This window comes from Spartinivicinus marinus (genome assembly GCF_026309355.1).
In the GTDB taxonomy this organism is placed as follows: Bacteria; Pseudomonadota; Gammaproteobacteria; order Pseudomonadales; family Zooshikellaceae; genus Spartinivicinus; species Spartinivicinus marinus.
In genome coordinates this window covers 538,790-563,730 of sequence record NZ_JAPJZK010000001.1, presented here as the reverse complement: position 1 = coordinate 563,730, position 24,941 = coordinate 538,790, and the positions used below count along the sequence as shown (strand labels likewise).

The following is a 24,941-nucleotide window of genomic DNA, read 5'->3' as shown; positions in this document are numbered from 1 at the left end:
TTGAATCAAGAGTTTTTTAGTTTGCTCACAAAGCAGGGGCAAGCAAGAATTATTAATGCCCAAGCGCTAGGTAAAACAGTTAAGTTAACCACTTTAAAAGTGGGTGATGGAGGCGAAGATGGCGGTAAAGAAACCAACCCAAAAGAAACAGATACTTCTTTAGTCCGCGATAAATGGCAAGGCCCAATTAACCATATTTTTCAACACCCAGACAACGATAACTGGCTAGTGGCTGAAACAGTTATTGTTGAGGAAGACGGTAATTTTTATATTACCGAGTTTGGCTTGTATGATGAAGACGATAATTTAATTGTCATAGGAAAATACCCTAAAACTTATAAACCAACACTGGCCCAAGGCAGTGGTAGTAGCTTATATGTCCGGGTGATATTTGAGCTAAGCAATACAGCGAATGTTGAACTAAAAATTGATCCAGCCATTGTCTTAGCTTCGCGGCAATATGTTGATGATAAATGGAAAACCCATTTAGAAGCTGATAATCCTCACCCACAATATGTTAAACACTCACTGTATGACAACGAAAAAAACTACACAGGTGTGCCTGATGAAATGGGGTCAAGACGCCATTGTGTATTCCAAGGAATTGTATATAGAACCAGTTTTGAATCCTCTAATAATGAATCGCCAGCGTCTGGTGGTGACTTTGAGGTATTTGATTTAAAAACACAAGATAATGTGTATTTCCACTTTGTTACACCGTTTAATATTTACCAGCATGATGCAATGTTTTTATTTCATGTACTGGGCTTTAGCTACAACTCAAGCCGAATTCTTAATGATCATTTCGCAGGCTATTGTTATGCGCCTAATCGAGAGCTTATAAAAACCACATCCGAAGGAAAAAGTGCTAAAGCAATATATACCGATAGCCAAGGTAATGTCATTTTTTCTCTCTTTATCCCTAATACTTACTTCACCACGGTCACAGTAGACTTTGTGCGTGTAGGAACAGGAACAACCCTTAATCGAGGTGATATTAAATGCGTATTATCACTAAAAGAGAAAATTGAATATACCCGTTAACCCATCCTAAAAAGGAATACTCATGACAGATGAATTTCTCCATGGCGTCGAGGTCGTTGAAATTGACAGCGGCCCACGCCCAATACGTACCGTAAAAAGCAGTGTGATTGGTTTAGTGGGGACGGCACCCGACGCTAAAGAAGATGTTTTCCCCTATGACACACCCGTTTTATTGGCAGGTAGTTTAAAAAAGGCTGAGCAACTAGGTAATACAGGTACTTTACCTGCCGCCTTGCAAGGTATTTTTGATCAGATTGGGGCAATGGTTGTCGTTATTCGGGTTAACGATAAACCACCTGCGGCTCCCGAAACAACTGATAATGAAAACACTGCACTGGGTGCCATTATTGGTAAGAAAGGTGAACCTAATACCGGTATTTATGCACTGCTTGATGCTAAAAGTACCGTACATGTCGAACCACGTATTTTAATTGCGCCAGAATTTTCACATATCAAAGCCGCTGCTGATGCCTTGATCACAGCCGCTGAGCGCTTAGGTGGAGTGGCTATCATTGATAGTCCTAACACGACAGGTGAAGAAGCAGTTAACTACCGTAAAAAGTTTGGTAAACGTTATGCCTACCTGGTCGATCCTTGGGTTAAAGTCTGGAATAGCAATGCTAACGAAGGTAAAGGCGGCATTGTCATTGAACCGCCATCAGCCCGAGTCGCGGGACTCATGGCTAAAATTGATAACGACAATGGGTTTTGGCATTCTCCCTCGAATAAATTAATTAACGGCGTGCTAGGTACCGCTAGACCGATTGATTTTAAACTCGGTGATAAAAACTGCCGAGCCAATTACTTAAATAGCAATGAAGTCACTACCATTATTCAAGAAAATGGCTACCGCCTTTGGGGCAACCGGACCTGTAGCGGTGATCCTAAATGGGCCTTTATTAATGTGGTACGTACAGCCGAAATTATTTATGACTCATTGCAACGTGCTCATATGTGGGCGGTTGATAGAAATATCAGCAAAAACTACGTGGCTGACGTAACAGAAGGTGTCAACAATTATCTACGTCGGTTAAAAAATATCGGGGCTATTTTAGGCGGCACTTGCTGGGCTGATCCTGATTTAAATACCCCGGACGCCTTAGCAGATGGCAAGGTGTATTTTAACTTTGATTTTACTCCACCCACCCCAGCTGAACACATCACTTTTAATGCGACGTTAACCGACGATTATTTTAAGGAGGTACTCAGTGCACGCCAATAATGTCACTTATGCCACCCTATTTATTGATGGGGTAAGCCAGGCAGGACGAGTGCAGTCTATTACACTACCCAAACTCACGGTTAAAACTGAAGAATACCGTGGTGGTGGCATGGATGGCGTTACCCACCTGGATATGGGGATGGAAGCCATGGAGCTGAGCTTTACCATTGATGACTGTAATATCAATGTACTGAAGGAATTTGGCTTCCAGCAAGGTAAGCAAGTGCCGTTCAATATCAAAGGTGTATTGCGCAACCCTGGTCAGGGTGATCAAGGAATTGATGCGGTTTGCCGTGGTCTAGTCAGTGAAATTGATTTTGGTGAATGGAAACAAGCCGAGCTATCCAGCTTAACGACCACGGTCAAACTGGATTACTACAAACTCACCATCAATAACAAACTCATTTACGAGATCGATGTGGTTAACCATGTGCGCAAAATAGAAGGCACTGATCACATGCAAAGCGTCCGTGAATTTTTAGGCTTATAAACTCTAAACCAACATACAACACAATAGGTACATCATGAGCGAATTAATTACCTTAAACTATCCTATAGAACGTAATGGTGAAGTCATTAACGAAGTCACTTTACGTCGCCCTAAAGCCAAAGATTTAAAAAATATGGAAAAACGGGGTGGTGGGGAAATTACCCAAAGTATTCATATGGTGGCTGATTTAACCAGCTTGGATATTGCTACTGTAGAAGAATTAGATGGAGAAGACTTTCAACACTTGAATGAAGTGGTGACAGGTTTTTTAGACTCGACTGGCAATCAGTAAAACAAATCTGCCTGGCCTTATCCTACTACCTGCGAGGTACCCCACTGTCAGAGCTGTTAGACATGGACCTCGAAGACCTCCTTGATTGGTACAAATCCCTTCCTAAACAATAACCATGATAATCAAAGGGAATCGTTTTTAGGGGCGGCATCAAATGATGAAGCGAAGGAGCTTATAAAAAAATAAGTGACTGAGCTGAAGAATGCAGATAACAAACCCTAAAAATTATTCACGAAGAGTATATGGCGAATAAACTCAACATTGCGATTGGCGCTTATATTGATAAGTCGCTGGCGAAGTCATTTAAAAAAACCGAATCTGCTGCCAGTCGGTTAGGTAAAGCTTACCGGGAAACCAATAAAAAACTAGCCGCTGTACGACAGGTGGATCAGTATCGCCAGCGTCTTGCTCGATTACGCCAACAGCAACAACAAGCGGGTGGGAGTAATCAGCAGTTAGCCAATGCGATTCGGCGTACTGAGCAATCCTTGTCGCGGGCTTCACGTTCTGCACAACGCTATGGAGTCAATTTAAATAACCTGGCACGCACCCAACGACAGTTGCAGCGTACCGCCCGTTTCCAAGGACTTCAGCAATCAGGGATGCAACGGCTTGGCCAGTTAAAAACCGCCGGTAAATGGGCCGCTGGTGGCTTAGCGGGGGCTGCAGGTGGTTTATTGGCCATGGTGAAATCCACGGCTGATCGAGGAGACCCCATTGCCAAGCATGCGGCTAAACTGGGCTTTAGTGTCGAAGGGCTCCAAGAATATCAATATGCGGCTGAGCGTTCTGGGGTGTCTACCGCGCAATTTAATACGGCTTCCCAACGGATGGTACGACGGGTGTCGGAAGCCGCCGCTGGGATTGGTAAAACGGGTAAAGCGCTCAAAGAATTAGGGTTAGATGCTAAGTGGTTAAACTCGCTGAAACCTGAAGAACAGTTTGAGCATATCTCGGAAGCGATGAAGCATATCCCCAATAAAGCCGATCGTGTGCGACTGGCGATGAAGCTATTCGATACCGAAGGCGTTGGGTTGGTGAATATGCTAAAGGATGGGAAAAAAGGGCTCGATGCACTAAGAAAAGACGCCAGGGCCACCGGTAATATAATTTCAAAAGAAGATGCCAAAAATGCCGAGGATTTTCAGGACGCCTTTTTAGACTTTAAACTAACCATTGGCAGTGTCAGTAAATCAGTGGGTGCCAAGTTTATGCCTTTGGTTACCCGCATGATGATTAAGTTTAAAACTTTCCATGAAAAATACGGCGCTCGCTTTAATCAGGTGTTAATCCAAGTGGCTGATTCATTAGTGAGTGTGGGTCGGTTTATGTGGAACCTGGGCAAAACCGTCGTTACTGTGGCTAGTAAAGTCAGTCATTTTATTGAGGAAACCGTTGGCTGGAAAAACATTGCAGCGGTTGTAGCTGCTTTAATTGGAGTAAAATTAGTGGGTGCCGTATTGGCAGCTGGGTCTGCATTAATAGCATTTATTCCAGCAATAAAAGCCGTTGGGCTAGCCATGATGGCCAATCCGGTTGGCCTAATTATTAAAGCCATTGCGATTGGTGCGACATTAATTATTACCCACTGGAGTACTGTATCCACATTTTTAGGCGATACATTTGATACTGTTGCTAATGCTTGTAGTTCAGCATTTGAAACCATTAAACACTACTTTTTCAATTTTACACCACTAGGTTTGCTGATATCTAATTGGGAACCAATCACAGACTACTTTGGTAACTTATGGGAGAGAGTCAAAGCAATATTCGGTGTAGCCTGGGAGGCTATTAAAAACTACTTCTTTACTAGTACACCTCTAGGTTTATTAATCGCTAACTGGGACCAGATTAAAGACTACTTTAGAAACCTCTGGGATTCTGTGCTTAATGCATTTAGCTCAGGGGTAAATAACATTAAAAACAGGCTTTCTAGTTTTTCAGCTAAAAAGCTATTCATGAAGGTCTGGCAACCGGCAATTGATTGGCTCCGCAGCAAGTTTCAGTGGATTAATAAAGCCATTGAGAAGCTAAAAGGTATCAAGCGTTGGTTTACGGGGGATGATGAGGAAGAAAAGAAAACAGTTGCCGGAAAAATTAACCAGCGAACGCAGCAACGCAGAGCCCAGATACAAGAGACACAAGGTGTTAATGCTAAGCAAATAGAAAAGCGGCTACAGCAAATCAATCAGCAGAAAAATATGAATGTTACTACCCACCTAAACGCACCAATTACCATCAATGCAGCCCCTGGTATGTCGGCAGAAGAAGTCACACAGCAAGTGAAGGATGCTTTAGAAGAGCGTGAGCAAGAGGCGGAAGCCAGGCAGAGAAGTGTTTTATACGATACGGATATGGCTACCCTATGAGCTATACACTACTCAAGTTGGGTGATTTTATATTTTCTATCAAGACCGCTAGTTATCAAAAGCTTCGTCAGCAATGGCAATTTAAATGGGTAAGCCAGCATATCATAGGCGGCTACCCACAGCAGCAGTATACCGGGGAAACCGTTCGAACGATGGCTTTAAGTGGCACCATGTACCCTGGCCAATATGGCAGTCGTGATAGCCTGCTTCATATGGTTGAGCTGGCGGGTACAGGTGCACCCTTCATTTTGGTAGCGGGTACTGGCGAAATACTCGGCTATTGGTGTATCACCCAAGTGAGTGAAAGTGGCACCTACCCGGATAAGGAAGGCGTTTGCCGTAAGATTGAATTCAGCGTGAGCATAACCTACTATGGCGACAGTATACCGAACAAAGGACGGTGATACCCTGGATTGGATTTGTAAGCAGTATTATGGTGAAGAAAGTTTTGTGCTGCAGGTGTTAGATGCTAATCCAGGGTTAGTAGAAAAGGGGCCTGTTTTAGCAGCAGGAATTAATATTTTATTGCCAGCGCTAACCCCTCAAAATCAGACTGCAGAAACCCTTTGGTCTTAACTTTCCATTCTTATAAGTCATAAACCGTGCTTATTGATTATCAAGTATTAATTGCCAATCTGGCCGTTGATATTAAACAACATTTAATTAGCTTAGAACTCACCGACGAAGCGGGTATTAAGTCAGATAGAGTAACCCTCAAGCTATCTGACCCTGAAGGTAATTTACCGATCCCTGCCAAAGGCACCAGGCTATCAGTTGCCATCCAGAATATTCATATGGGTGACTTCATTATTGATGAGGTATCACTCTCTGGGCCTCCTAACCAAATGACCATTCAGGCCAAAGGCGCTAACCTTCGGGATCAACTCCGTAGCCCTAAATCACGCTCATGGCATCAAAAAAAGCTGGTAGATATAGTTACCACCGTGGCTAATGACAATGGGTTGAAACCTAAAATTGCAGAAGTATTTACCTCTATTATCATTGACCATATAGACCAGACAGAAGAATCGGATATTAATTTTTTAAGTCGTATTGCGTTAGATCATGGGGCAATTGTTAAGCCTATGATGGAACATTTGGTATTTGTTGAGCGTGGAAAAACCAAAACAGCGACTGGTAAGCAACTGTCAGCAATAACAATTTCTAAAATTAATAAATGGAATTTAAAAGCCCCTGACAGACAATATTATAAAAGTGTGATGGCTAAGTATCACAGTGCTGAAGGGGGCAAGACAGAGCATGTCAAGGTGGGTAATGGTGAACCGATCTATACTATTAAAATGGTATATCCAACCATGGAAGCAGCCAAGGCTAGCGCTAAAGCTAAGTTAAGTGGGTTAAATGATACAGAAGCCAGTTTAAGCATAACCGTAGTGGGTAACCCTGAATTAATAGCGGAGCGCCCTGTAATTATTCAAGGTGTTAGGGCTGGTGTCGATGGCCGGTGGGTGGTGAAGCAGGCAAAGCATTCTGTAAGTGCTTCGGGGTATACGACGAGTGTTAGTTTGATCAAATGAGGCTGTTACGATAGTTTAGCTTTTGGCAGAGGTTTAAACCTGGAACAAACTAATCAAACAGAGTAGAATGTTTTACTGTGTTGTATATCTTAATTACAGCTGGCACACTGTATTAGAAAAAAAGGAATCTCAAAATGAGTATTGATATTGATTCTCTATCTTATGAAGAGTTAATAAAACTGAATCAACAAATTGTAGAACGCCTTAAGTTTTTAGATACAGTGCATACTCAAAAGGAAATGATGCAGTTTTTTACTGGTGATCAAGTGAGTTTTCAATCATCTGGCCGTGGCCGGCAAGTTGGTATAGTCGTAAAATGCAATAAGAAAACCATCACTGTTTTAGCTGAGTCTGGTGAAAAGTGGAATATATCACCTCAATTACTTAGCAAAATAAAAAACGTTAAGTCACGTAGCAAAAAACTAGATAATATTTTTGATCTTCCCCGTAAAAAGTAGCTTATTAATGACTGCTCATAAAAGAGAGCAAAAATCACAGTTATTATAACTAACTGGCGCTTCTTGATATTGTTGATTAATAGGAGTTCAAATTACCACCAAACTGTACGACCAATAATTTGGTAAATAGTATGATGGCAATTTGGTTTGCTACACACCTCATCTGCAATGCGTGCCATCGTTGCTACTTCCTCTAAAATCTTGTCAATATGCTAACAAGGAACTATTATAGTTCCTGTTTAGATTACTTTGTCAATACCCAAATTTTTAGGGGGTTAATATATGAAGCTCATCAGTACACCACTAAGGGTGTTAATATTAATGAGCTTTTCAAAACGATTAACGACTGTAAGAAAAGGAAAAGGGCTAACCCAGCAGCAAATGGCTGAAGTGATTGGAATTCATCTATCACAGGTTAAACGCTATGAATCGGGTGAAACGCAACCTTCGTTAGACGTCTTGCGTAAAATTGCATTAGCGTTGAATGTGAGTGCAGATACACTGCTGTTTGATGAGGAAGAGCGTGGGCCATCAGAAGGTTTTAGAATGCAATTTGAGGCAATTACACAGTTCTCAGATGACGAGAAAATAGTCGCTAAGCAGGTGCTTGATAGCTTAATTCTTCAACACACGGCTAATCGGTTAGCAGCTAAAAAATAAACAAAAAAACCCAGTTTTTTAGGCTGGGGTTTTGGTGTATTAACACCACATTTGAATAGTTTGGTAAAAATACTGCTGATAATTTAGTAATGCTATATTTTTAACCAAACTCCTACCGAGTCATATTTGTATGTATCGTTAATACTTTTTGCCAGGTCATCTGCCATAGATTCTTTTTCTATCAAACCATAACTATTAATAGAATATCCAGTTGTATCCACATGAAGTAAAAATGTCTCCTGAGTATATAAATCTACAACATCAAAACCAATAAACTTAAACCCTGCAGAAAAAAGAAAATCATTTTTCTTTTCAAGCATATGATAAAGCCCAAATGTCGATGCCATATGCTGAATGATTTGCTTGTTGGCATCAAATGCTAAAACAGCCGTATCCAAAGGAATTTCGACGTCTAATAATTCATCAAAAAGATTTAATCCATTAGTAGTTTTAGAAGGAGTAATTCCTTTGCTATTAGGTTTATCAATAAATTCAGGCTGGAGACACACACTACTATCAATACCTAAATATGGTGAGCTAGCCTTTAGCCTGTAATCATATCCAATAAATACCCTAGACATTACCTATTCCCCTTTGGGGCTCGACCTTGAAACCCTGGATAGCTAGAGCAAGGTCGCATGTTCTGAGGCTGGCTAGTATGAACACCTTTACCTATTTTGCCTCCTAGGTATCTCCAAAAACATTTCCCTTTTTCTGGACCGCCTCTAACTTTTTGCATTTGAAATACTCGCCAAGTTTCTAAGTGGCCAGCATGAGCTCTACTATTTAATTTTGGAGGCTTGTGTTCATAACACATAGTTCCTTCTTTAGGGGAGCACTCTTCATCATCTTCATTTTTACACTCTTCCTTAGTGCTTTCTTGAGGAATATCTACTGGCTTATCTTGAGTTTCAGTACTATCACCATTAACAGCTTCATATATTAAACCACCTAAGCTCGCTCCAGTTATTGCAGTTATTACATAGTTAATTCCCCCACCTATTCGAGTACCAACACTAAAAGCACCCCTTAAAGCGTATTGTGCTAAAAGGCCATTAGAGTCGTAGGCATTAACTGGATTTCCACCTACATACGCATAGGTATTTAGCCCACCATCTAACCCAATTGGATCACTCTCAATATACCGCCCAATATTTGGGTCATACGTTCTATAATAGTTGTAGTGTAGCCCTGACTCTGGGTCAAAAACCTGCCCAGGAAAGCGCAGTGCAATAACCACCTTCTGGCCATCACCATCAACATCTTCATTGGCCCGGCCAACCCCAAAGGCATCCGACTGCCATTGCCAAACGGCTTGGCCAGCTGTGTTGGTGGCAACCCTGGGAGTATTGAGGTGATCACTGTGGATATAGGCCACTTGTTGCTGTGTGCTTTGGCCTTTGTCGTTGAGCCATTGCTCTAACATGGCTATCGGCTGTGTACCTAACCACGCATAGTTACGGGTGTAGAACAGCTGGTTGGTAGCGTTGTAATAAGCTTCTTCTAACAGTTGCCCGTTTTGATCGTAGCTGTAAATAACGGTTTGGTTATTTAAGACTTTTACTAATCGTTCTCCAATCGCGTTATAGCGATATTCGGCTTGTGTAGTACCACCTTCAACAACTGCTTTTAAACGCCCTTGACCATCATATTGGAGCTGTAAGCCATTACCATTATTCTGGATATTTCCCATACCGTCATAGCTAACATTGCTTTCTTCACGCTTGATTAAGCGGTTGCTATTTTCGGCATAAGTTAATTTTTGCGTTTCAGTTTTACCGTCTTTTTCGGTTGTACGCTTGGTGCGGTTACCGACCGGGTCATATTCATAGGTTTTACGGCCGTAGTTGGCTTGCTCTTCGATTAAGCGGTCTAACGGATCATAACCATATGAGCTGTTGTTTTGCTCAGCCAGTAAATTATCAATGCCGGTAATGTTTCCGTTTGGATCATACTGGTAATTTAGCTCTTGGATACCTTGTACGGTTTGCTGAATTAACTGTAAGTCCTGATCATATTGGCGGTTTAAGGTTTTGCCATTACCCCACGTCAATTGTTGTACAGGGCCAAACGGCACATAGCCAATATTGTTGGCTAAATTAATGGTTTGATCGCTTCCCTTAAATTGGCCTGTCACTTGGTTAACCTGTCCATTGCTATTGCGTTGGTAGCTGATGGTTAAACCAGAGGGGTATTGAATACGGGTCAGTTGGTTAGCCAGGTTGTAGCCATAGGCCACACCAAAGAATTGATCTTTACCATTAAGGCTTACCGAGCGCATAGTTTTGGTGACATTGCCACGGTCATCGTAATGGTAAGCAATTAAGCCTGACTGGTCCTGAATGCCAGTTAAGCGGCCAATACCTTTGCTGCCATCGTTGGTGTTATCATAAAGGTAAGTAACATTTAGCTCAGGGCTAGCAGGATAAGACCGGCTGGTTTGACGATTTAGAGCGTCATAGCTGTATTTAGTAACAACACCACGGCCATCTACCTTTTGAGTAACGTTGCCTGCTGCATCATGGCTATAAACGGTTTCACCACTGCTTGGGCTAATTTCTTTTACCAAACGGCCTAAACCATCATATTGATAAGTAGTAGCCACCCCGCGCGGGTCAGTGACTTGGGTTAAGTTATCTTGCGAATCGTATTTAAATTGCGTGCTTTGGTTTAATGCATCAGTGTTTTGTACCAACCGATTTAACGCATCATATGCATTGCCACTTTTATAATTACGGGGATTAGTCGCACCTGTCGTATTGCTGTTTTTGTCGTATACAAAGTGGCTGGTTTGACCATTAGCGCCAACAGACTTTAATAGCCTACTCATTTCATCATAAGCTTGGCTAAATTGGCTCACTACTGCGCCGGTCGAGGATTTAACGACCTGCTTAGTAATATTCCCCGCATTATCGTGTTGATATTCGATGCGCTCGCCTAAACCATTTTGAATAGCCGTTAAGCGTTTAGCTCCATCGTATTCATAATGAAGTTCGCTACCATTCGGTAAATAAACCGCCGTCAGTTGGCCAATGGCATCGTATTCAAAGCGAGTGGTGATATCACCGGCTGCACTTTTAATAGTGGATTGGGTTAATTGGCCTAGTTCATCATAAGACAAGTTAGTTACCGTACCATTCGCATCAGTAATTTGTTGGGGATTACCAAAAACATTGTGATTAGAAAGGCTGGTAGTATGACCAAGAGCATTAGTTACCTCAGTTAGTTGGCCTTTGTCGTTGTAACTAAATTGGGTTATGTCCTGGACATCCGTACGCGGGCCATCAATTTGAGTGACATTGCCTTTATCATCGTATTGGTAACTGGTGGTACTAGTTGCACCTGAAAGTGCTAACGGGGAAATAAATAACGATAAAGCCCCGGCTAATAAAGTCTGTTTAAACTGCATTTTAAAATTACTCTAAAAATTTAAACAAAAAAATCTGTGATTAGGCTGCGAAAGCTGCCTAAAAATATGAAAATATGTTGCAAAGTTACTTAAGAATCATTAATTGTCATTGTTGAAGGCAATGCATCTATAGAAATATAAATATGGCCGTAGTCTCCATGATTACTCCGCTTTCCATCACTACCTTCTGGGCTAATAGCAAAATCTAAAATATCACCTTTTTTCAAATTAATTCGGTGAGTTTTATTTGTACCTTGATGATCATTTGCCTGGATCTGCTGTTGAGCATAGTGTTTGCCGTTAATAAATAATTTTCCAGTAAAGCCATTACCATTATTAGATACTACCTTATGAACTAACCAGTTGATCTCTACTGTACCAGTATAAGGACTAATCCAGCGCTTAATTGGCCAGTGCTCATTAGTTCTAAAGCCTGGATATGGTCCACTAGGTATAAACTGTTCTTGTCCAACTTCTAAAAACGGCGAACCATTCTGATTTAAATCCCACTTAGTACCAGTCCAATAATTAGAGGTAAGTGTAATAAACTCTACAGTTTGATAATGCTTATCTTCATCATTTTTATAGTCGAAGTAACCATAATACCAGTTTTTATATCCTTGCTTTCCTTCTGTAGTCCAGTCTTGTTTAGAGTTGGCCAATAAAACCTTTGTTGCTTCTTCTTTTTCATTTGGATTTCTCCCCAATACTAATTCCTGAGCATTGGTAAAACCATCATTATCTGAGTCGATTGTAGAGTTATTTGTTGATGGGGTAGCTTCATTATCTACTTCCAACCCATCAGTTGCTCTACCACCATCAGTATTGGGGGTATCGGTAGTGGTTTCTGATGCTTCTTCCTGTTGACTCGACAGACCATTATTATCGTTACCTACCCCACTAGAACTACTTGCAACTCCTGCTGAATCAGTTTCTGTCGTTGATTGTAATTGACCAGCTTCCGTGTACTGATAAGTAGTTAGTTTACCTGGCTCAGAAACCTGTATGGGTAAAAAGAATTGATTATGCCACTGAGTTGTTGTTGTACGAGCTTGTAGGGTACCTGCTGCTTCAACCTTTTCGGTCGTTAAACCACGATCATTATATTGATAAGTCGTTTTAACACCTTGCCAATCCGTTTTGGATTTTAATAAGCCACTATCAAAATATTCGTAGTTTTTATTGGCTGCTAAGCAATTAGCTGAAGCATGACCTTCAACTGACTTTACTTTACGGAAACCATTAATTTCTTCAAAATGATAGGTGGTTTTCTTACCTAAAGGATTAGTAACAGTAGTGGAGTTTTCATCTGGATAGCTGAAGGTAAATTCATCCACATCCCCTGCATGTTTACTTACTGTTGCCCGCCCTTTTGAGTCATATTCCCAGGTAGCGTAGCGTTGATTGTTAGCGTTGGTAATTCCTGTTAATAACACCGGAAACTGTCCATTTTCATAATGGTAGGTTTCCTTATATTTACCATTAAAATCAGTACCACTTAATCGGCCTTGCTCATCATATTGATAGTTACGAACTAAACTTCCACTTTCAATACTAGTAATTTGGTGTTTATCATTCAGGTGATAGTTAACTGATATATTTCCTTGACTAATAACTATCTTATTATCCTCATAAGCCAACTCCATAGCCTGCTGTGAGGGAAACTCAACTTTAATTAAACGACCTTGATTATCGTATGTCTCTGTAGCATTTGAAGGTGTTAATAATTGATATTGACCACTATCATCTAATGTTTTAACTTGGTAACCACTAGCATCATCATCCTGCCATGTGCCATCTTGCTGATATAGAACAATTTCTTGGCCACTATCTCTAGTGATATGGGCAACTAAATCATTATTATATTTAAAAACATTCAAGGTACGCTGAAAACTAAAATACCATTTGCTTAAAGTACCTACTTGAAGATAAAGGCGTTTTACTTTTAGATGAGATAGAGCTAAATCAGTAAACCATTGAATTTTATTGCCAGTAGCAATATTAACCGGGTTTCCTGCACAAACTTGTGGTTGTGCATTTTTATTAATACAAGCCATTGCCTTATCATCAAGGTACTCAGCTTCTCCACAGTCTCTACTTATCGCTGACAATGGAAGCAACCAAGTACTAGAGCTACTTTTGTTGTATCTATTGACACAATTTCCCCAGTAAGGTGATTTAAAAGCAATCTCTTCCACAAAGTAAGTAGGAGCTCGATTGGCAAGCGGTTGAACTCGATTATATGATGCCACCGCTTTCTTACAAGCTTCTATAGGAGTTGCTCCATACTGGGAATGGCTTTCACCAGGTTTTAACAGAGGGTCACTTGGATGACCTGGTGCGGTCCAAACAATATCAGATAAAACTGAAGTGGAAATGACTAATGATCCCATCCCAGCTAAGAAAAACAGCTTATTCTTCATTTAAACCCTTGCCCATGTATTGAAATAGAGGAACAATTACGATCGAAGTACCGAAACAAATTCGGTCAATTTTTACCCACAACAAAATCAAAATCAAATTTAAATCGCGTTTATCAAATTCAATGATAAGCAAGCCAAACCACGATTAGCGCAAGTTATTATTGCTCGGTAACTACGTAGAAAATACCACCCAACTAAGCTTGACAGATAGCGTAAAAATTGAATAGGAAAGGAAAGCTAACCCAATATTGGGCCTGCTATATGATGTGGCTATAGGTAGGACTAAACACGGTTACTTACAGCTCAATAGTAACCAATATTCAAGGGAAGACATACATGTCTCTCTAAAAAAATAAGAACTTATAATTATTGTTGGTACGTTAAAGAATTGACTATTTCATTTTATTAAGCGTTATTTCAGTAATTTGGTAACATTGGCTAACAACGTTGTGAAGTTTTAAATTGTCTCGCTTGAGGTTTTGGTTATCCTTTTTAAGAATTTGATTTTCAATTACTAAGTTATGAATAACATTAAGTAATTCCTTTGGCTTAATAGTAGTCAGAACGGTTTCATTAGTTACAGTTTTTGGTGAGTCAATAAGCTTCGACAACCAGGGTTCATTTTGCTGCATTGCTGATCCTTTTACCAACTGGAAAACTGAATTTAAAGTGTGGGTACAACGCAGTGACTTTAAAACTTAATTATATCGTAGCGTTAGTGGAAATACAGCAGTTTATTTAAGAGTATTTATAACTTTTTTTTCAAGAAAATAATTTCGGAAATTATTAAATTTAACCTGTTTTTACCAAATTTAACTTGATTTTACATCACCCTATATAATCAATAGTTATAAGCTTGTATTAACTTCTAAATTAGCTTTGTCTTATATTTGATTTGCGAGACAACTTATGCTTATGACTTGCTTCATTCTGAATAAGATTTGTACTCGCTTGCCTCTGTATTCGGCTGACTCTTTCCGGTGAGAAGTAAAAGAAAATAGGGTAGGGAGGTGTAGTATTGTTCGACTGGATAGGACTGACTTGGTTGGATGAAATTTAATCACGACAGGTGTTACCTATCGCGAAACCTCAGAATGTCTGCAATATGCACCTTGTAGCCCAGGATTCATAAGGGGGTATAATGGCTATAATGGGTGTAGGACAAGAGGGTGCTTTTTTCAAAAAAATCAATAGGTTATACTAGATCATAGGATATATATGGGGTTGTGGGGGTCGGAGGTTCGAATCCTCTCACTCCGACCATTTTTCCTTTCTAGATCAGTCACTTACAAGCCTTTAATAATGAGTCTCATTTGCAAGTTGCAAAAAATTGCAAAATATTGCAAAACTCAAAGCAAATTTTAAGGCCTTAAACGGCAACTGACATCTAATTTTTCCTCTCTGATAAAGCCCATAATTACAAGGTTGAATACCTGTTCTTGTTCGTAATGTTACGCCATTAAATATTTAGAATCGTATTGAGGAGCGGTAAGCATTTAGTCACTTTTCCAATCAACCTTTAAATCTGCTTCCACTAACGTCCACCTTTCCTCGTGACCTTGTAGGTAATGCTCTGTCATTTTCTCAGACGTATGGCCCATCAGAGCGCGTACATTTGCTTTTGACCAACCCTGTTGCTCGTATAAATACCCACCGAGAGAACGAATCTCATGGAATGTGGGGCGACTGGATTTGGGTATGTCAGAAAATAAATGAGTTTTGTCTCTGGCCGTCACAAAAGCATCTGTAAGGTAACGGGGTGTTACTGCCGTCCAATGCTCTTTGGCATTTAAGTGTTTTCTTTCACGGTGTATGGGCTTTCTATGAATCAGTAGTGGAGATAATACGCCAGTTGATCGGGCTCGCTGTATAATCTCTAAAAGCGTTTTACCAATGCCAATCGATAGCCGCGCAGCATCCCCGTGTTTTTCTGTCTTACTTTGAATTAGATATAATCTGCCGTCTTTAATATCAGTGAATTTTAGTTGCAATAAATCAGAGCGCCTTTGTAAGGTAATCAAAGCTAAATCCATAGCAATTTGTAGCCAAGGCTCGGCCAATTGGTAAATAGCTTGGTATTGTTCAAGGTTTAAACGAGATCGCTGTTTTTTAATAATCTCGCCTTGAAAGGTAGATAAAGTTGCTTCAACAGGGTTTTCCTTCATCCAGCCTTTCACCATGGCAAGTCGACACAACTGACTAAGCACTGATCTGTGTTGCTTGTAAGAATCACCTTTAAAATGCGTATCTAAATAAAAAGCGATTTTTTGTGTATTAATTTTATGTAATTCCCAGTCCCCAATATCGCGTTCAATTCTATTTAAACGATACATCATACCTTCAAGAGAGCGGGGTTTTAGCTCCTTATTTGGTAATATTTCATCTTTGAATTTTTCAATAACATCTTTTAATTTTCTAGAATTTAATCCCAATACATTACGGATAACCACTTCGTGATTCAATGTCATTAAGTTAAGCCCACTCTATCTCACCGAGTCCTTTTATTATTCATACTACATGGTGGACGCACTTTTTTATTCCTCTCAAATGAACGATTCGGTCGAACGGCTTCAGCAAAACTTGCCATCCATTTAATTACCCTGTGGAAACGTTGATAATCATAGGAAAAAACGAGCAATTTAATGATGTTGTCCTTCATCTTAGATAGTGCACGTGTAAAATTCACTTTATATGGATGCTTACAATGTGACTTGTTTTGCCCTACTTGCTTCTGAGCCTCATTCACGAGTAAAGCAGTTAAGTTCTTGCTAAAAATTTTGGCATGAAAGTCCTGAAGTACTGCATGTACAGAGAGCCCAGAAAATTGCTCCACTTCTAGACGACACTTAACTCTCTTGTAATCTTCTTCTATCCCCCAACGCATGTGGTAAAGTGCTTTAAATTCTACAGCCGTGATAGTATTTTCTGAAAGTACCGAGGTAATCAACACCTCAGGCTCGCCACTGTCTAGGTCTACTCGAATGAGTCTGACTTTGATAGGCTGTACTGATATACCTTGCTTTTTACACAGTTGCTTGGTTTGGCTACAGGGTGTCAGTGTCACCTGTTGCTGTTTTTTTCCAGAGTTCAAGAAATCACGCGTTTCGTTGTATAAATTCCATGGAGAGCGGGCACAGAAATGCCTGTTGAGCTCTCGGTGCTGTGCAAATAATTCGAAAGAAGGATACCCTCTATCATACAGTACGAGATCATTCTGATGTGTATGCTGTAAGTGCTGGAGTGCCAATGCCCGCTCGCCTATGTTATGTGGTTTTAACAAGGCGTCAATGGTGACATGATTGAGTACATCATAAAGTTGTGAGGCCCGTGCTTGAGGATGTTGATTATCCTTACCTTTAGGCTGAAAGTGTTCTCTAAGTGCTTTATTATTAGGGAGATTAATAGTGCTTCCATCGACTGCACAGACACGGAATCCCTTCCAGAGGCTAGGCTTTATTTTATCATATAAGGTATCAACAAATACCTGATTCAGCTCGACAAAGGCACTGTATTTAAGTTTTTTTCTCGCTTGAGTGAATGCTGATTTTGTTACAAACGGTTGGTCAGTTTCCTCTTCCTGAAGCAGGTTAAAAAATCCATCTAATTCATCGTCAGCTGATCCTTTAAGGAAATTCAGTAAAAATAAGACTAGATGTGGGAAAGTAAGCTTACGGCTGCGAATAAAGTTGCATTCGTCTTGACGATGGCGTTGGCAAAAGGCATCGCTATAAATAAAGACGGCTATTTTTTGTGCAATTTCTTTGCGGGATAAAGTTCATCCTGTCAACCTTTTTCATAAAAAAATATTCAAATAAGTAGTGATAATTATATAAGATATTAGGAATACTTTCAGGTGTTTCTTAACTTAATGGCATTGCTTCGTGATTAGGTAATAATATGGCGTTTAACTCACGGGCAGCCTTTATGGCTCGGGGCTTATCCCGGCCTAAAGGATGCCATTCTTTTGTGATGGGGTGTTTATAGCGATACCCACCTTTGTATTCATAAAGGTTGGGGCATAGCCCCTTTTTCTTTCTGGGACGAGAAGCCATTTACCTGCCTATACTATTTAATACTTGCTCAACTAATGGGTCACTACTGGCAGCAGTATTTACATCTAAATCTATATACCAAAGTCGCCCTTCTTTCCTGGCACCTGGTAACAGTCCTTCCATACATTGTTTACGAAGTGTTTTCATTGATGGACCATCGCCAAAGGGGTACTTTGCTTTTTGGTAAGTTGATAGTTTAACGAGTTGCATGGAAATCACCCTGTATTTAAACTTAGCTTAAGAAAAAAATTAATTGCTATTATTTTTTACAGAAGCCATCATTTTTGAAATAGCCTGATTTGCTATCGATGCCGCAACCTCCATCTGACCGACAGCGTATGCCCTGCCAAAAGCTTTCATAAGGTCATAATCGTGCTTCATATCAATGCGAATCACACATTCGCGAGGCCTCCATTTCTTCATGACTCTATTCCTTAATTTATTTTTAATTGGGGGATTATTTGGCAGTGTTAATCGAGCATATATCTAGTTTTAAAATTCTTAGCCGATGCTCCAACACTCGCTCTATACAATTAACTATTTTATTAAGTTCGTCGTGACCTCTGTATTCGATAATGTCGTTAAAATCTATGCTGCCGTAGTGGGTTTTAATGACAAAGCCAGTTTTCATATCAGGTACTTGTTTGGCTAATGCATATTCGACTTCTTCTACTGTGTTTAGGCTCATTTTTCTATCCTTAGCATTAAAAGTGTTATGAGGGTTTAGCGACTGCAAACTGCTAAACGAATAAAAATTAATTTAACCGTTTATTGAATTTTTGCGGCTCGATTGAAGATAAGTCTAACTCGCATTGGTCCGGGTCATGTTTAAGTAAATCACCATCTGCTGTGGACCATAAAACATCTTGCAGTGGATCTTCCTCAGGAACCACTAATTTGATTACTGGTGTTATTTTTACGGGGTCTTCTTCCACAGAGTCAAACATATTGATTTTTAACTGCAGTGTAATAGACTCTGCCTTTCTAGTTTTTCTAACAGCTTTAACCACCTTGGATATCTTTTCGGTTAATTCTGCGTCTAGACAGCCTTTACTAAACTCGGCAATGGTTTTGCTGAATACTCGATTCCGAAGTTTTTTTAGGTTGACATAACTGCTAATTTATTTATGCAGCCGCTCTGTATTTTAATGAGTCAGTGGGCTCTTGTTTGCCCAAATCTAAACCCGCTAAATGCTTTTTCGAGCGGCGCTCAGGAAGCACACTGATTATTGCAGCGGTAAAGGCTTTCAGTTGCTGTTTTGGTTCATCAGCCGTGACAACTGCTTCTACAGTTTTTATTAGGGCTTCTGTTTTGATTCGCTCAGTCAAACAGCCAACAGGAAGCCCGGGCTGCTTATTTTCAAGGCGGACGGATTGCTCTGGATGTAGCAGTAACATATGGTCGTACAGCAGGCTCATGATCACGCCTCGCGTTGATCCTTCTTCGCCTTGTTGTTTGGCCAATCGGTTCCAGCCAGCATGTTGCTTCCAGTCCTCAATGAAAACCTCAACTAACCATCTCAATGTATAAACCCTAGCAATATCACCATGCCGCCAGGACATGTCGGATGCCACTAGATATCGATAATTTTTTTCTCCCTCATATTTCAAAGCAACCACAAACCGCTTTTTACCATGGGCTTTCACATAAACCCGAGCCGCCAGCATGGTGATTGACTGTGTTTTTTGGCCTCGGATAATTAACTTGGTATCGACGCCTGTTTGGCGTGCAAAGTAATGTGTAAGTCGTACTTTTTTTCCTTGGGAAAGGATTAGTTGATTGGAGCGTAATTGACTCACCACTTGAGCACCACCCGTCGCAATGGAAGCCTTATCCATGAATTCTGCTGTGCTATACAGTGCATCAGCAATGACCGCATTAATCTTTATATCAGAAAATGACAATGAAAATGCTTCAACCATCTCAAGTGCTAAAGCTTGTTTGGTCGGATAATCTGGGTTGGGCTTAGGTTTTTTGGGTCTTTCTTTTCCAGGAATACCCAGCCTCTTTAGGGCTTTATTTTTCTGACGCCAAGCACTTAACGCTGGATCAGGTGTATAAAAGCGAAAAGCAATCGGTAAGGTAGCTACAGGTGTCACCAGTAGCATAAACACTAGCTCTTGCCCTTGAACATAGCCGCCGGATTTTTTATGTTTTATTTTATGCACACCTTTAATACGTCGTGTTCTCTTGGAGCGGACTTTATCACTATCGTCAAAAATGAGTACTCCTCTCGTAATATGATAGTGATTGAGTACTTGTCGGACACTGGCTTGCAACAACAATGACCAGGCAATTTTACTATGGTAAAACATCCAACGTAATTGGTCCTGCTTGAATGCTCCTAAGCTACACCGCTCAAAAACAGCCCAGCAAAATACACCAGTGACACCAATTCCCATCAGCATAATAGTTAACCAGCGACACTGGATACGACTTAATCCAGGAGATTGAAAAGAAACAGTCAAGGTGTCGTTTAGAGTTTGAACAAACTTTATCACATGGGGAATAGGGGTAATCAACACAAGTCGTCATCAAGTCGCTATTGAAATACAAGCGCGATATACTACACCATCACTGGTCTGCAGGTGTCGTGTTGATCGTTCTTTGCTAGGCGAAGAAATGGAGCAATACCTGTAGTCCAGTCTTCTGAATCTCTCTCATCGTGCTAGTCAAGCATTAAAAACTTCGGAATCGAGTGAATAAAGTGTTATCGTTCATTTGATTCCTAAGCCTTATTTTTTGCCAGTTTTAAAAGGGGAGGTAATTCACTTGATTCTCTCTGCTACTAACTTTGAATAACTTCCCCTGTTTCTGTATCAACCAGCTCCTTTTTATTCTCTGGCTCTTCGCTATATTCGCCTTCAAACACATTAGCATCATCAAATAAGGATTTATGATCTTGGCTTTCACCACTATGGGCTTGCTCTTCCAAGGTGACCGCTTTTTGCATCTCGACACTGACAGGCAGGTATTTAAATAAACGACGGATGACGGTTTTCTTGGCCATTTCTTCATAGTGAGTTTTCCAGGGGCCAGAGTCTGCGGCTTTGGATTGGCGACGTACTTCATCTACTTCAGGCTTCCACATTACCTCGATTTGGTGGCCACCGTCTTTTAATTTGGCCAGGGCATAAACACCTAACATACTACCGCGGTTTAAAGTGTCACTGGTTGGGATATGGTGTAAACGCTCTTCTAGGCCATAAGCAAAATCAAATTCATCACCTTCATAAACTGCATGGGCTTGTAAGGAAATGATCTGGCCTGAGCGACGAGCCAGGTCAATCATGCCGCGATAGCCGACAATAAACTGCACATCCACTCGATTAGCCCGGCGATTGCGAAAGGGTATAAGGTAGGAGTGGCCTAATCCTGAACCGACTTCTAAACCCAGCTGAGCGGATTGCACAATGGCGCCAAACAAGGAGAGGGGGTCGCATTCACCTAGCATTTTATTTTTACGAATTTCGGTCAGAGCAATGCGAGACATCCGCTCGGGTGTCATATGCTTAGGTAAAGCCGCCTGAATTTGATTTAAAAACCGTTTGTCTTTCAACATGCCATCAATGGTGGTAGGCAATGGTTTCTTGTTGTTAACCTGAGTTAAAGGCTGTTGGTTTAGGGCTTGGGTAATTTGTTGGCTTCTACTCATCGTCTTGTCCTTTGGTGGTGTGGCGTTTCCTGTTTTTACCCTGGTTATGAGGGGCTGTTGTTAAAGGCGAAATACCCGGCTTTGGTTTTGTTTCATGAACTTCTTGGCTAGTGCTGGGTGTGCTGCTTTAAAACCTTTGCCATCGAATCGATTGGAATTTTGTGCTTTCCAGGTAGCTATTTTGTTGCCGTGGTTATCAATTAAATTAGCGGCCTCACCCAAGCACTTTTTAATTTTGGTTTCGTGTACGTCGGCTAGTTTTTCGAGAGCCTTAATTTTACTTTTCAGTTCTTTTAATTTTTCAATAGACACTTGCGTTTCATGGTCGGCTAAAACCGACTGGCCATTATCCTTTTTGAAAAATTCATTCACTTCATTTAAGGCGGTTGGTTCAGGTGGCACACCAGCAATCACATGATCAACCCAAAATTGGCGAGCACGTTCGATCATCATGGTTTCGACTTGTGGATTACGCTCAACCCGGTATTGCAAATATTGTTGGCCGCCTTTTAATAAAGCCACATCACAAATATCGGCATTTAAGGTAGCTAGGTACCAGGTGCATTGCAGCCAATAGGAGTGGGGAATTTCGTCGGTGTTTTCTTCTCCCCATTCTTTGGCAAAAGGACTTGCGGTTTTGCACTCTAATAAATGTTTGGAGCGAATTTTATTTTTAACAACGGGCGCTTTACCATTTTGCCAAATAATCCGGTCAATATTCGCGGCCATCCAGGGCATGTCGGCATGATGAATAACACGATTGATGCGCTGTATTTTATGGCCTGTGCGTTTGGTATATTCCTGGGCAACGACGGGTTCTAGTTGAGTGCCCCAGTAGGCTGCTTCACCTGCTTGATCAGGACCCACTTCACCGACTTTTTCCTTCCACACCTGTAGCGGCGTTTTATATGGATTTAATCCTAAAATAGCGCCAATATCCGAACCACCCATACCCATTCGACGATTAAAGTGCCAGGCTTCTTCCTCTGACATTTCGGCTACATTATGTTGAGCTGCTAAGTTAGTGACATATTCATTATGAATTTTTGCGTCAATATCCATTTTAATCCTCTCCATGAATGATACACGCGAGTTCGAAAGCTGACTCAATTAGTAGTTGGCGATATTGATTTAATGTTTTATTTAAATCCTCTGGATTATTGGCATGGCAGGCCATGCTTTTGGTGATGTCAGTAAATTTACTTGTACCAGCGGCATGATCATAGACATCATCAAACGTCCATGTCTGGTTGAAAAATCTTACGGGTGTGTCGTTTAATAAATCTTTTGCCGTTTGTTTAATATCAATTTCTTTAATTAGAAAAGCATTTTCCAGTTGTTCTTGTTTTTGGTAATAGCGGTCTAAGTCCGCCATAACGCGGCATTGCATAATAAGCTCCTTATATTTTTATTATGGGGAGTGGGAATTTAATTGGCTGGCCTAAGGTGTTGTAAGCTTGCCAATATTTTTCCTGACGCTTTTTATAAGCGCTTAGGCGATCATTATTAGTGGCTGCCCTGTTGGGGGTTGCCATGTATCTTGATACTGTGAAGGTCGTACGCCTGCTGTTTCTCTTCCTGCGCATGATGCTTCTCCATACTGTTTAAGCTGCGTTCAGTAATAAAATATAACCAAAGTAATTATGGTGTCAATGATAAAAGTAATATTTTTTTGGAGAAGTTAATAAGAAAAGTTGTAAACAGGGGGAAGGCGCCATCAGTGCTGGGCGCTTCGGGTAGGCTGCTGGTGTTATAGGTTGGGGCTAGTAACGCCGTCCAGAAAAGATAACAGTACCAATGATGCGTGAACTGGCATCAAGATGTGTTATTTGCTCAGGCCAGTTAGGATTTGCTGACTTTAAGTATTTATTGCTGCCTTCAATGAAAAGCTGTTTAAAAGTTACATCGCTAGTTTTGTTGGGCTGGGCAACAACATACTTGCCGCTTTTAGGTTCAACTTGGGGGTCAACATATATCATTTCACCCTCTTGAAAGATGGGTTCCATGCTTATGCCTTGCACCTCAAGAATAAAAGCTTGCTCACTGCATTGAACACCGCAAGGTAGGTGCTCTAGGAGGCTTAGTTGATTGGTTGAAATATTTGGCCACTGAGAAGCCTGTTCCCAGCTGATAATTGGGTAAAGGCCTATGGGTGCACTGATTGGAGTAACAGGCAAGATGACAGGCTCATCACCTCCATGGAGCAGCCACTCTGGTTGGCACTTTAATGCACTAGCTAGGTCGAGAATGTTTCTGGGTTGTCTAGTTCGCCCTTCTTCAAGCTTATGAATAGCTGCCTGAGAAACATTTACCATGCGTGCAAGTTGTTCCTGGGTTAGCCCCAGCTCTTTGCGTCTTAGTTTGATTCGTTCGCCAATGTTCATCTTTCTATTGTTACAACATTAGTAATTGACTTCAAATTACTTTGGTTTTAATCTGTATATAACTTTAGTTATAGTTAGGGAGGAGATAACTATATGACAGCAATTGAAAGAGCAGTTGAACTTGTTGGAGGACAAACTGCATTAGCCCGTTTGATAGGGATACAACAATCAAATGTGTGGCATTGGTTGAATAGGCATAACCAAGTTCCTGCAAAGTTTATTCGTGCTGTTTCTAAAGCCACAAATGGTTTAGTGACTGTAGATGAACTGCTTGATGATCATGAAAAAACTAACAAGTAGATAGGAAGACTATAAATAAGCCATGGAGGTAAATCATGAACTACGTTTCACATAGAAACAGAATTACTTTGTTACTTAAGTATATTCATCGGTGGTTAGATCATCCCAAAATGTCACGCTCCCTTGTAGGTGAAGAAATTGTAAAAATTTTTTATGAATTAAACTTTGATGAAGCCTTAATAAAGGAGGGCATTCAATTTTTACGGACCAATGATGTGTCTAATGATATGCGTACACATGCACAAAAAATTTTTAGATGGCTTGGTTATTATGAAGAAGTCAAGCCCTCGCCCAGCAAATTATTTTTTGTTGAAGCAGTAATAGTAGCTGCCTTGCCTCTTGATCTACGTATGGCTTATTTAAACGAAGTATACGATGTTGCCGGTGTTTATATCGGGGTTAAACAATCCAGTAGTGAAGGTATTTGCAGTCAAACCATGGCAGCCCGATTAACCAAAGAAAATATGGAGGCTCAACTATCAGTGATTGAGCTGGGCCATAACCCAACGGCAGATGCTGTAAAAAATGCCCATCGTGAATTAAAAGAATCGGCTGCAACCACTCAAGCGGCTGTTGAAGCCTTAGAAACAAATTACCCGTTTATTTCACTGAAGAAAGAAAAAAGCTGCCAATCCAGCTGAGCA

General features: G+C 40.7%; 28 protein-coding genes. 12 read left to right on the top strand and 16 right to left on the bottom strand.

The genetic code is table 11. The annotated features are described in order from the left end of the window. The 10 genes from OQE68_RS02635 to OQE68_RS02590 all read left to right on the top strand — a co-directional run bounded on the left by OQE68_RS02635 (position 1) and on the right by OQE68_RS02590 (position 8,073). Complete coding sequence (locus tag OQE68_RS02635) at positions 1-1,044, top strand: phage tail protein (protein ID WP_180571857.1); 1,044 nt, start codon at positions 1-3, stop codon at positions 1,042-1,044. 22 nt (positions 1,045-1,066) lie between these two features. Beyond that, positions 1,067-2,266, top strand: a complete 1,200-nt coding sequence (locus tag OQE68_RS02630; RefSeq protein ID WP_266195460.1) for a phage tail sheath C-terminal domain-containing protein — start codon at positions 1,067-1,069, stop codon at positions 2,264-2,266. Further along, positions 2,253-2,756 carry a phage major tail tube protein gene (locus OQE68_RS02625; protein ID WP_180572083.1) on the top strand — a complete coding sequence of 168 codons (504 nt, stop codon included), beginning with the start codon at positions 2,253-2,255 and terminating at the stop codon, positions 2,754-2,756. The genes OQE68_RS02630 and OQE68_RS02625 overlap by 14 nt, the downstream gene beginning before the upstream one ends. A 34-nt stretch (positions 2,757-2,790) precedes the next feature. After that, entirely contained in the window at positions 2,791-3,048 is a 258-nt protein-coding gene (locus OQE68_RS02620; protein ID WP_180572084.1) for a phage tail assembly protein, read from the top strand. A gap of 242 nt (positions 3,049-3,290) precedes the next feature. Next, a complete protein-coding gene (locus OQE68_RS02615; protein WP_266195459.1) occupies positions 3,291-5,417 on the top strand; it encodes a phage tail tape measure protein in 2,127 nt (708 codons plus the stop codon). After that, complete coding sequence (locus OQE68_RS02610; RefSeq protein WP_266195458.1) at positions 5,414-5,821, top strand: phage tail protein; 408 nt, start codon at positions 5,414-5,416, stop codon at positions 5,819-5,821. The genes OQE68_RS02615 and OQE68_RS02610 overlap by 4 nt, the downstream gene beginning before the upstream one ends. Further along, complete coding sequence (locus OQE68_RS02605) at positions 5,790-5,993, top strand: tail protein X (RefSeq protein ID WP_266195457.1); 204 nt, start codon at positions 5,790-5,792, stop codon at positions 5,991-5,993. Before OQE68_RS02610 ends, OQE68_RS02605 begins: the two co-directional genes overlap by 32 nt. Positions 5,994-6,019: 26 nt before the next feature. Then, a complete protein-coding gene (locus OQE68_RS02600; protein ID WP_266195456.1) occupies positions 6,020-6,955 on the top strand; it encodes a contractile injection system protein, VgrG/Pvc8 family in 936 nt (311 codons plus the stop codon). 134 nt (positions 6,956-7,089) lie between these two features. Continuing rightward, positions 7,090-7,413, top strand: coding sequence for a hypothetical protein (locus tag OQE68_RS02595; protein WP_180571785.1), 324 nt, complete (start codon positions 7,090-7,092; stop codon positions 7,411-7,413). Between the two features lie 282 nt (positions 7,414-7,695). Continuing rightward, positions 7,696-8,073: a helix-turn-helix domain-containing protein gene (locus OQE68_RS02590; protein ID WP_219340265.1), complete on the top strand. Its 378-nt coding sequence runs from the start codon at positions 7,696-7,698 to the stop codon at positions 8,071-8,073. A 92-nt stretch (positions 8,074-8,165) separates the two neighbouring features. Here the strand turns inward: OQE68_RS02590 and OQE68_RS02585 are convergent, their stop codons facing one another. From OQE68_RS02585 to OQE68_RS02510, 16 genes are all read right to left on the bottom strand, one after another. After that, entirely contained in the window at positions 8,166-8,654 is a 489-nt protein-coding gene (locus OQE68_RS02585; RefSeq protein ID WP_180571786.1) for a hypothetical protein, read from the bottom strand. Beyond that, a complete protein-coding gene (locus tag OQE68_RS02580) occupies positions 8,654-11,482 on the bottom strand; it encodes an RHS repeat-associated core domain-containing protein (RefSeq protein ID WP_266195455.1) in 2,829 nt (942 codons plus the stop codon). The genes OQE68_RS02585 and OQE68_RS02580 overlap by 1 nt, the downstream gene beginning before the upstream one ends. Before the next feature lie 89 nt (positions 11,483-11,571). Next, positions 11,572-13,905 carry an RHS repeat domain-containing protein gene (locus OQE68_RS02575; RefSeq protein ID WP_266195454.1) on the bottom strand — a complete coding sequence of 778 codons (2,334 nt, stop codon included), beginning with the start codon at positions 13,903-13,905 and terminating at the stop codon, positions 11,572-11,574. 392 nt (positions 13,906-14,297) lie between these two features. Then, positions 14,298-14,537 (bottom strand): hypothetical protein, encoded by a 240-nt coding sequence (locus tag OQE68_RS02570; protein WP_180571812.1) that lies wholly within the window; start codon positions 14,535-14,537, stop codon positions 14,298-14,300. Positions 14,538-15,401: 864 nt separating this feature from the next. Continuing rightward, positions 15,402-16,373, bottom strand: a complete 972-nt coding sequence (locus OQE68_RS02565; RefSeq protein ID WP_180571720.1) for a tyrosine-type recombinase/integrase — start codon at positions 16,371-16,373, stop codon at positions 15,402-15,404. A gap of 20 nt (positions 16,374-16,393) precedes the next feature. Next, positions 16,394-17,638 (bottom strand): IS4 family transposase, encoded by a 1,245-nt coding sequence (locus OQE68_RS02560; RefSeq protein ID WP_266195861.1) that lies wholly within the window; start codon positions 17,636-17,638, stop codon positions 16,394-16,396. Positions 17,639-17,765: 127 nt separating this feature from the next. Further along, entirely contained in the window at positions 17,766-17,957 is a 192-nt protein-coding gene (locus OQE68_RS02555; protein WP_180571719.1) for a phage integrase Arm DNA-binding domain-containing protein, read from the bottom strand. After that, positions 17,958-18,167 carry a hypothetical protein gene (locus tag OQE68_RS02550; protein ID WP_180571718.1) on the bottom strand — a complete coding sequence of 70 codons (210 nt, stop codon included), beginning with the start codon at positions 18,165-18,167 and terminating at the stop codon, positions 17,958-17,960. It abuts the gene before it with no gap. Positions 18,168-18,206: 39 nt separating this feature from the next. Then, positions 18,207-18,380 (bottom strand): hypothetical protein, encoded by a 174-nt coding sequence (locus OQE68_RS02545; RefSeq protein ID WP_180571717.1) that lies wholly within the window; start codon positions 18,378-18,380, stop codon positions 18,207-18,209. 34 nt (positions 18,381-18,414) lie between these two features. After that, on the bottom strand, positions 18,415-18,645 hold the full coding sequence (locus tag OQE68_RS02540; protein WP_180571716.1) for a hypothetical protein: 231 nt from the start codon (positions 18,643-18,645) through the stop codon (positions 18,415-18,417). Positions 18,646-18,712: 67 nt separating this feature from the next. After that, entirely contained in the window at positions 18,713-19,024 is a 312-nt protein-coding gene (locus OQE68_RS02535) for a YfdP family phage-associated protein (protein ID WP_491899821.1), read from the bottom strand. 58 nt (positions 19,025-19,082) lie between these two features. Continuing rightward, positions 19,083-20,483, bottom strand: coding sequence for a transposase (locus OQE68_RS02530; RefSeq protein ID WP_266195417.1), 1,401 nt, complete (start codon positions 20,481-20,483; stop codon positions 19,083-19,085). Between the two features lie 263 nt (positions 20,484-20,746). Continuing rightward, the gene (recT, locus tag OQE68_RS02525; RefSeq protein ID WP_180570966.1) at positions 20,747-21,613 is read right to left on the bottom strand and encodes a recombination protein RecT; all 867 of its coding nucleotides are present in this window, start codon (positions 21,611-21,613) and stop codon (positions 20,747-20,749) included. Positions 21,614-21,673: 60 nt separating this feature from the next. Then, positions 21,674-22,675 (bottom strand): YqaJ viral recombinase family nuclease, encoded by a 1,002-nt coding sequence (locus tag OQE68_RS02520; RefSeq protein ID WP_180570967.1) that lies wholly within the window; start codon positions 22,673-22,675, stop codon positions 21,674-21,676. Between the two features lies 1 nt (position 22,676). Continuing rightward, positions 22,677-23,003, bottom strand: a complete 327-nt coding sequence (locus OQE68_RS02515) for a hypothetical protein (protein WP_180570968.1) — start codon at positions 23,001-23,003, stop codon at positions 22,677-22,679. Between the two features lie 373 nt (positions 23,004-23,376). Beyond that, complete coding sequence (locus OQE68_RS02510) at positions 23,377-23,997, bottom strand: LexA family protein (RefSeq protein WP_180570969.1); 621 nt, start codon at positions 23,995-23,997, stop codon at positions 23,377-23,379. 93 nt (positions 23,998-24,090) lie between these two features. On the opposite strand from OQE68_RS02510, the gene OQE68_RS02505 reads away from it, so the two are divergent. Beyond that, positions 24,091-24,297 (top strand): YdaS family helix-turn-helix protein, encoded by a 207-nt coding sequence (locus tag OQE68_RS02505; RefSeq protein WP_180570970.1) that lies wholly within the window; start codon positions 24,091-24,093, stop codon positions 24,295-24,297. Positions 24,298-24,332: 35 nt separating this feature from the next. Continuing rightward, positions 24,333-24,938: a toxin YdaT family protein gene (locus tag OQE68_RS02500; RefSeq protein WP_180570971.1), complete on the top strand. Its 606-nt coding sequence runs from the start codon at positions 24,333-24,335 to the stop codon at positions 24,936-24,938. Positions 24,939-24,941: the final 3 nt, after the last annotated feature.

Coding starts and splice junctions, on each gene's coding strand:
- OQE68_RS02630 (WP_266195460.1), top strand. CDS start 1,067: ATGACAGATGAATTTCTCCATGGCGTCGAGGTCGTTGAAATTGACAGC.
- OQE68_RS02620 (WP_180572084.1), top strand. CDS start 2,791: ATGAGCGAATTAATTACCTTAAACTATCCTATAGAACGTAATGGTGAA.
- OQE68_RS02615 (WP_266195459.1), top strand. CDS start 3,291: ATGGCGAATAAACTCAACATTGCGATTGGCGCTTATATTGATAAGTCG.
- OQE68_RS02610 (WP_266195458.1), top strand. CDS start 5,414: ATGAGCTATACACTACTCAAGTTGGGTGATTTTATATTTTCTATCAAG.
- OQE68_RS02605 (WP_266195457.1), top strand. CDS start 5,790: ATGGCGACAGTATACCGAACAAAGGACGGTGATACCCTGGATTGGATT.
- OQE68_RS02595 (WP_180571785.1), top strand. CDS start 7,090: ATGAGTATTGATATTGATTCTCTATCTTATGAAGAGTTAATAAAACTG.
- OQE68_RS02590 (WP_219340265.1), top strand. CDS start 7,696: ATGAAGCTCATCAGTACACCACTAAGGGTGTTAATATTAATGAGCTTT.
- OQE68_RS02585 (WP_180571786.1), bottom strand. CDS start 8,654: ATGTCTAGGGTATTTATTGGATATGATTACAGGCTAAAGGCTAGCTCA.
- OQE68_RS02580 (WP_266195455.1), bottom strand. CDS start 11,482: ATGCAGTTTAAACAGACTTTATTAGCCGGGGCTTTATCGTTATTTATT.
- OQE68_RS02575 (WP_266195454.1), bottom strand. CDS start 13,905: ATGAAGAATAAGCTGTTTTTCTTAGCTGGGATGGGATCATTAGTCATT.
- OQE68_RS02570 (WP_180571812.1), bottom strand. CDS start 14,537: ATGCAGCAAAATGAACCCTGGTTGTCGAAGCTTATTGACTCACCAAAA.
- OQE68_RS02565 (WP_180571720.1), bottom strand. CDS start 16,373: ATGACATTGAATCACGAAGTGGTTATCCGTAATGTATTGGGATTAAAT.
- OQE68_RS02555 (WP_180571719.1), bottom strand. CDS start 17,957: ATGGCTTCTCGTCCCAGAAAGAAAAAGGGGCTATGCCCCAACCTTTAT.
- OQE68_RS02550 (WP_180571718.1), bottom strand. CDS start 18,167: ATGCAACTCGTTAAACTATCAACTTACCAAAAAGCAAAGTACCCCTTT.
- OQE68_RS02545 (WP_180571717.1), bottom strand. CDS start 18,380: ATGAAGAAATGGAGGCCTCGCGAATGTGTGATTCGCATTGATATGAAG.
- OQE68_RS02540 (WP_180571716.1), bottom strand. CDS start 18,645: ATGAGCCTAAACACAGTAGAAGAAGTCGAATATGCATTAGCCAAACAA.
- recT (WP_180570966.1), bottom strand. CDS start 21,613: ATGAGTAGAAGCCAACAAATTACCCAAGCCCTAAACCAACAGCCTTTA.
- OQE68_RS02520 (WP_180570967.1), bottom strand. CDS start 22,675: ATGGATATTGACGCAAAAATTCATAATGAATATGTCACTAACTTAGCA.
- OQE68_RS02515 (WP_180570968.1), bottom strand. CDS start 23,003: ATGCAATGCCGCGTTATGGCGGACTTAGACCGCTATTACCAAAAACAA.
- OQE68_RS02510 (WP_180570969.1), bottom strand. CDS start 23,997: ATGAACATTGGCGAACGAATCAAACTAAGACGCAAAGAGCTGGGGCTA.
- OQE68_RS02505 (WP_180570970.1), top strand. CDS start 24,091: ATGACAGCAATTGAAAGAGCAGTTGAACTTGTTGGAGGACAAACTGCA.
- OQE68_RS02500 (WP_180570971.1), top strand. CDS start 24,333: ATGAACTACGTTTCACATAGAAACAGAATTACTTTGTTACTTAAGTAT.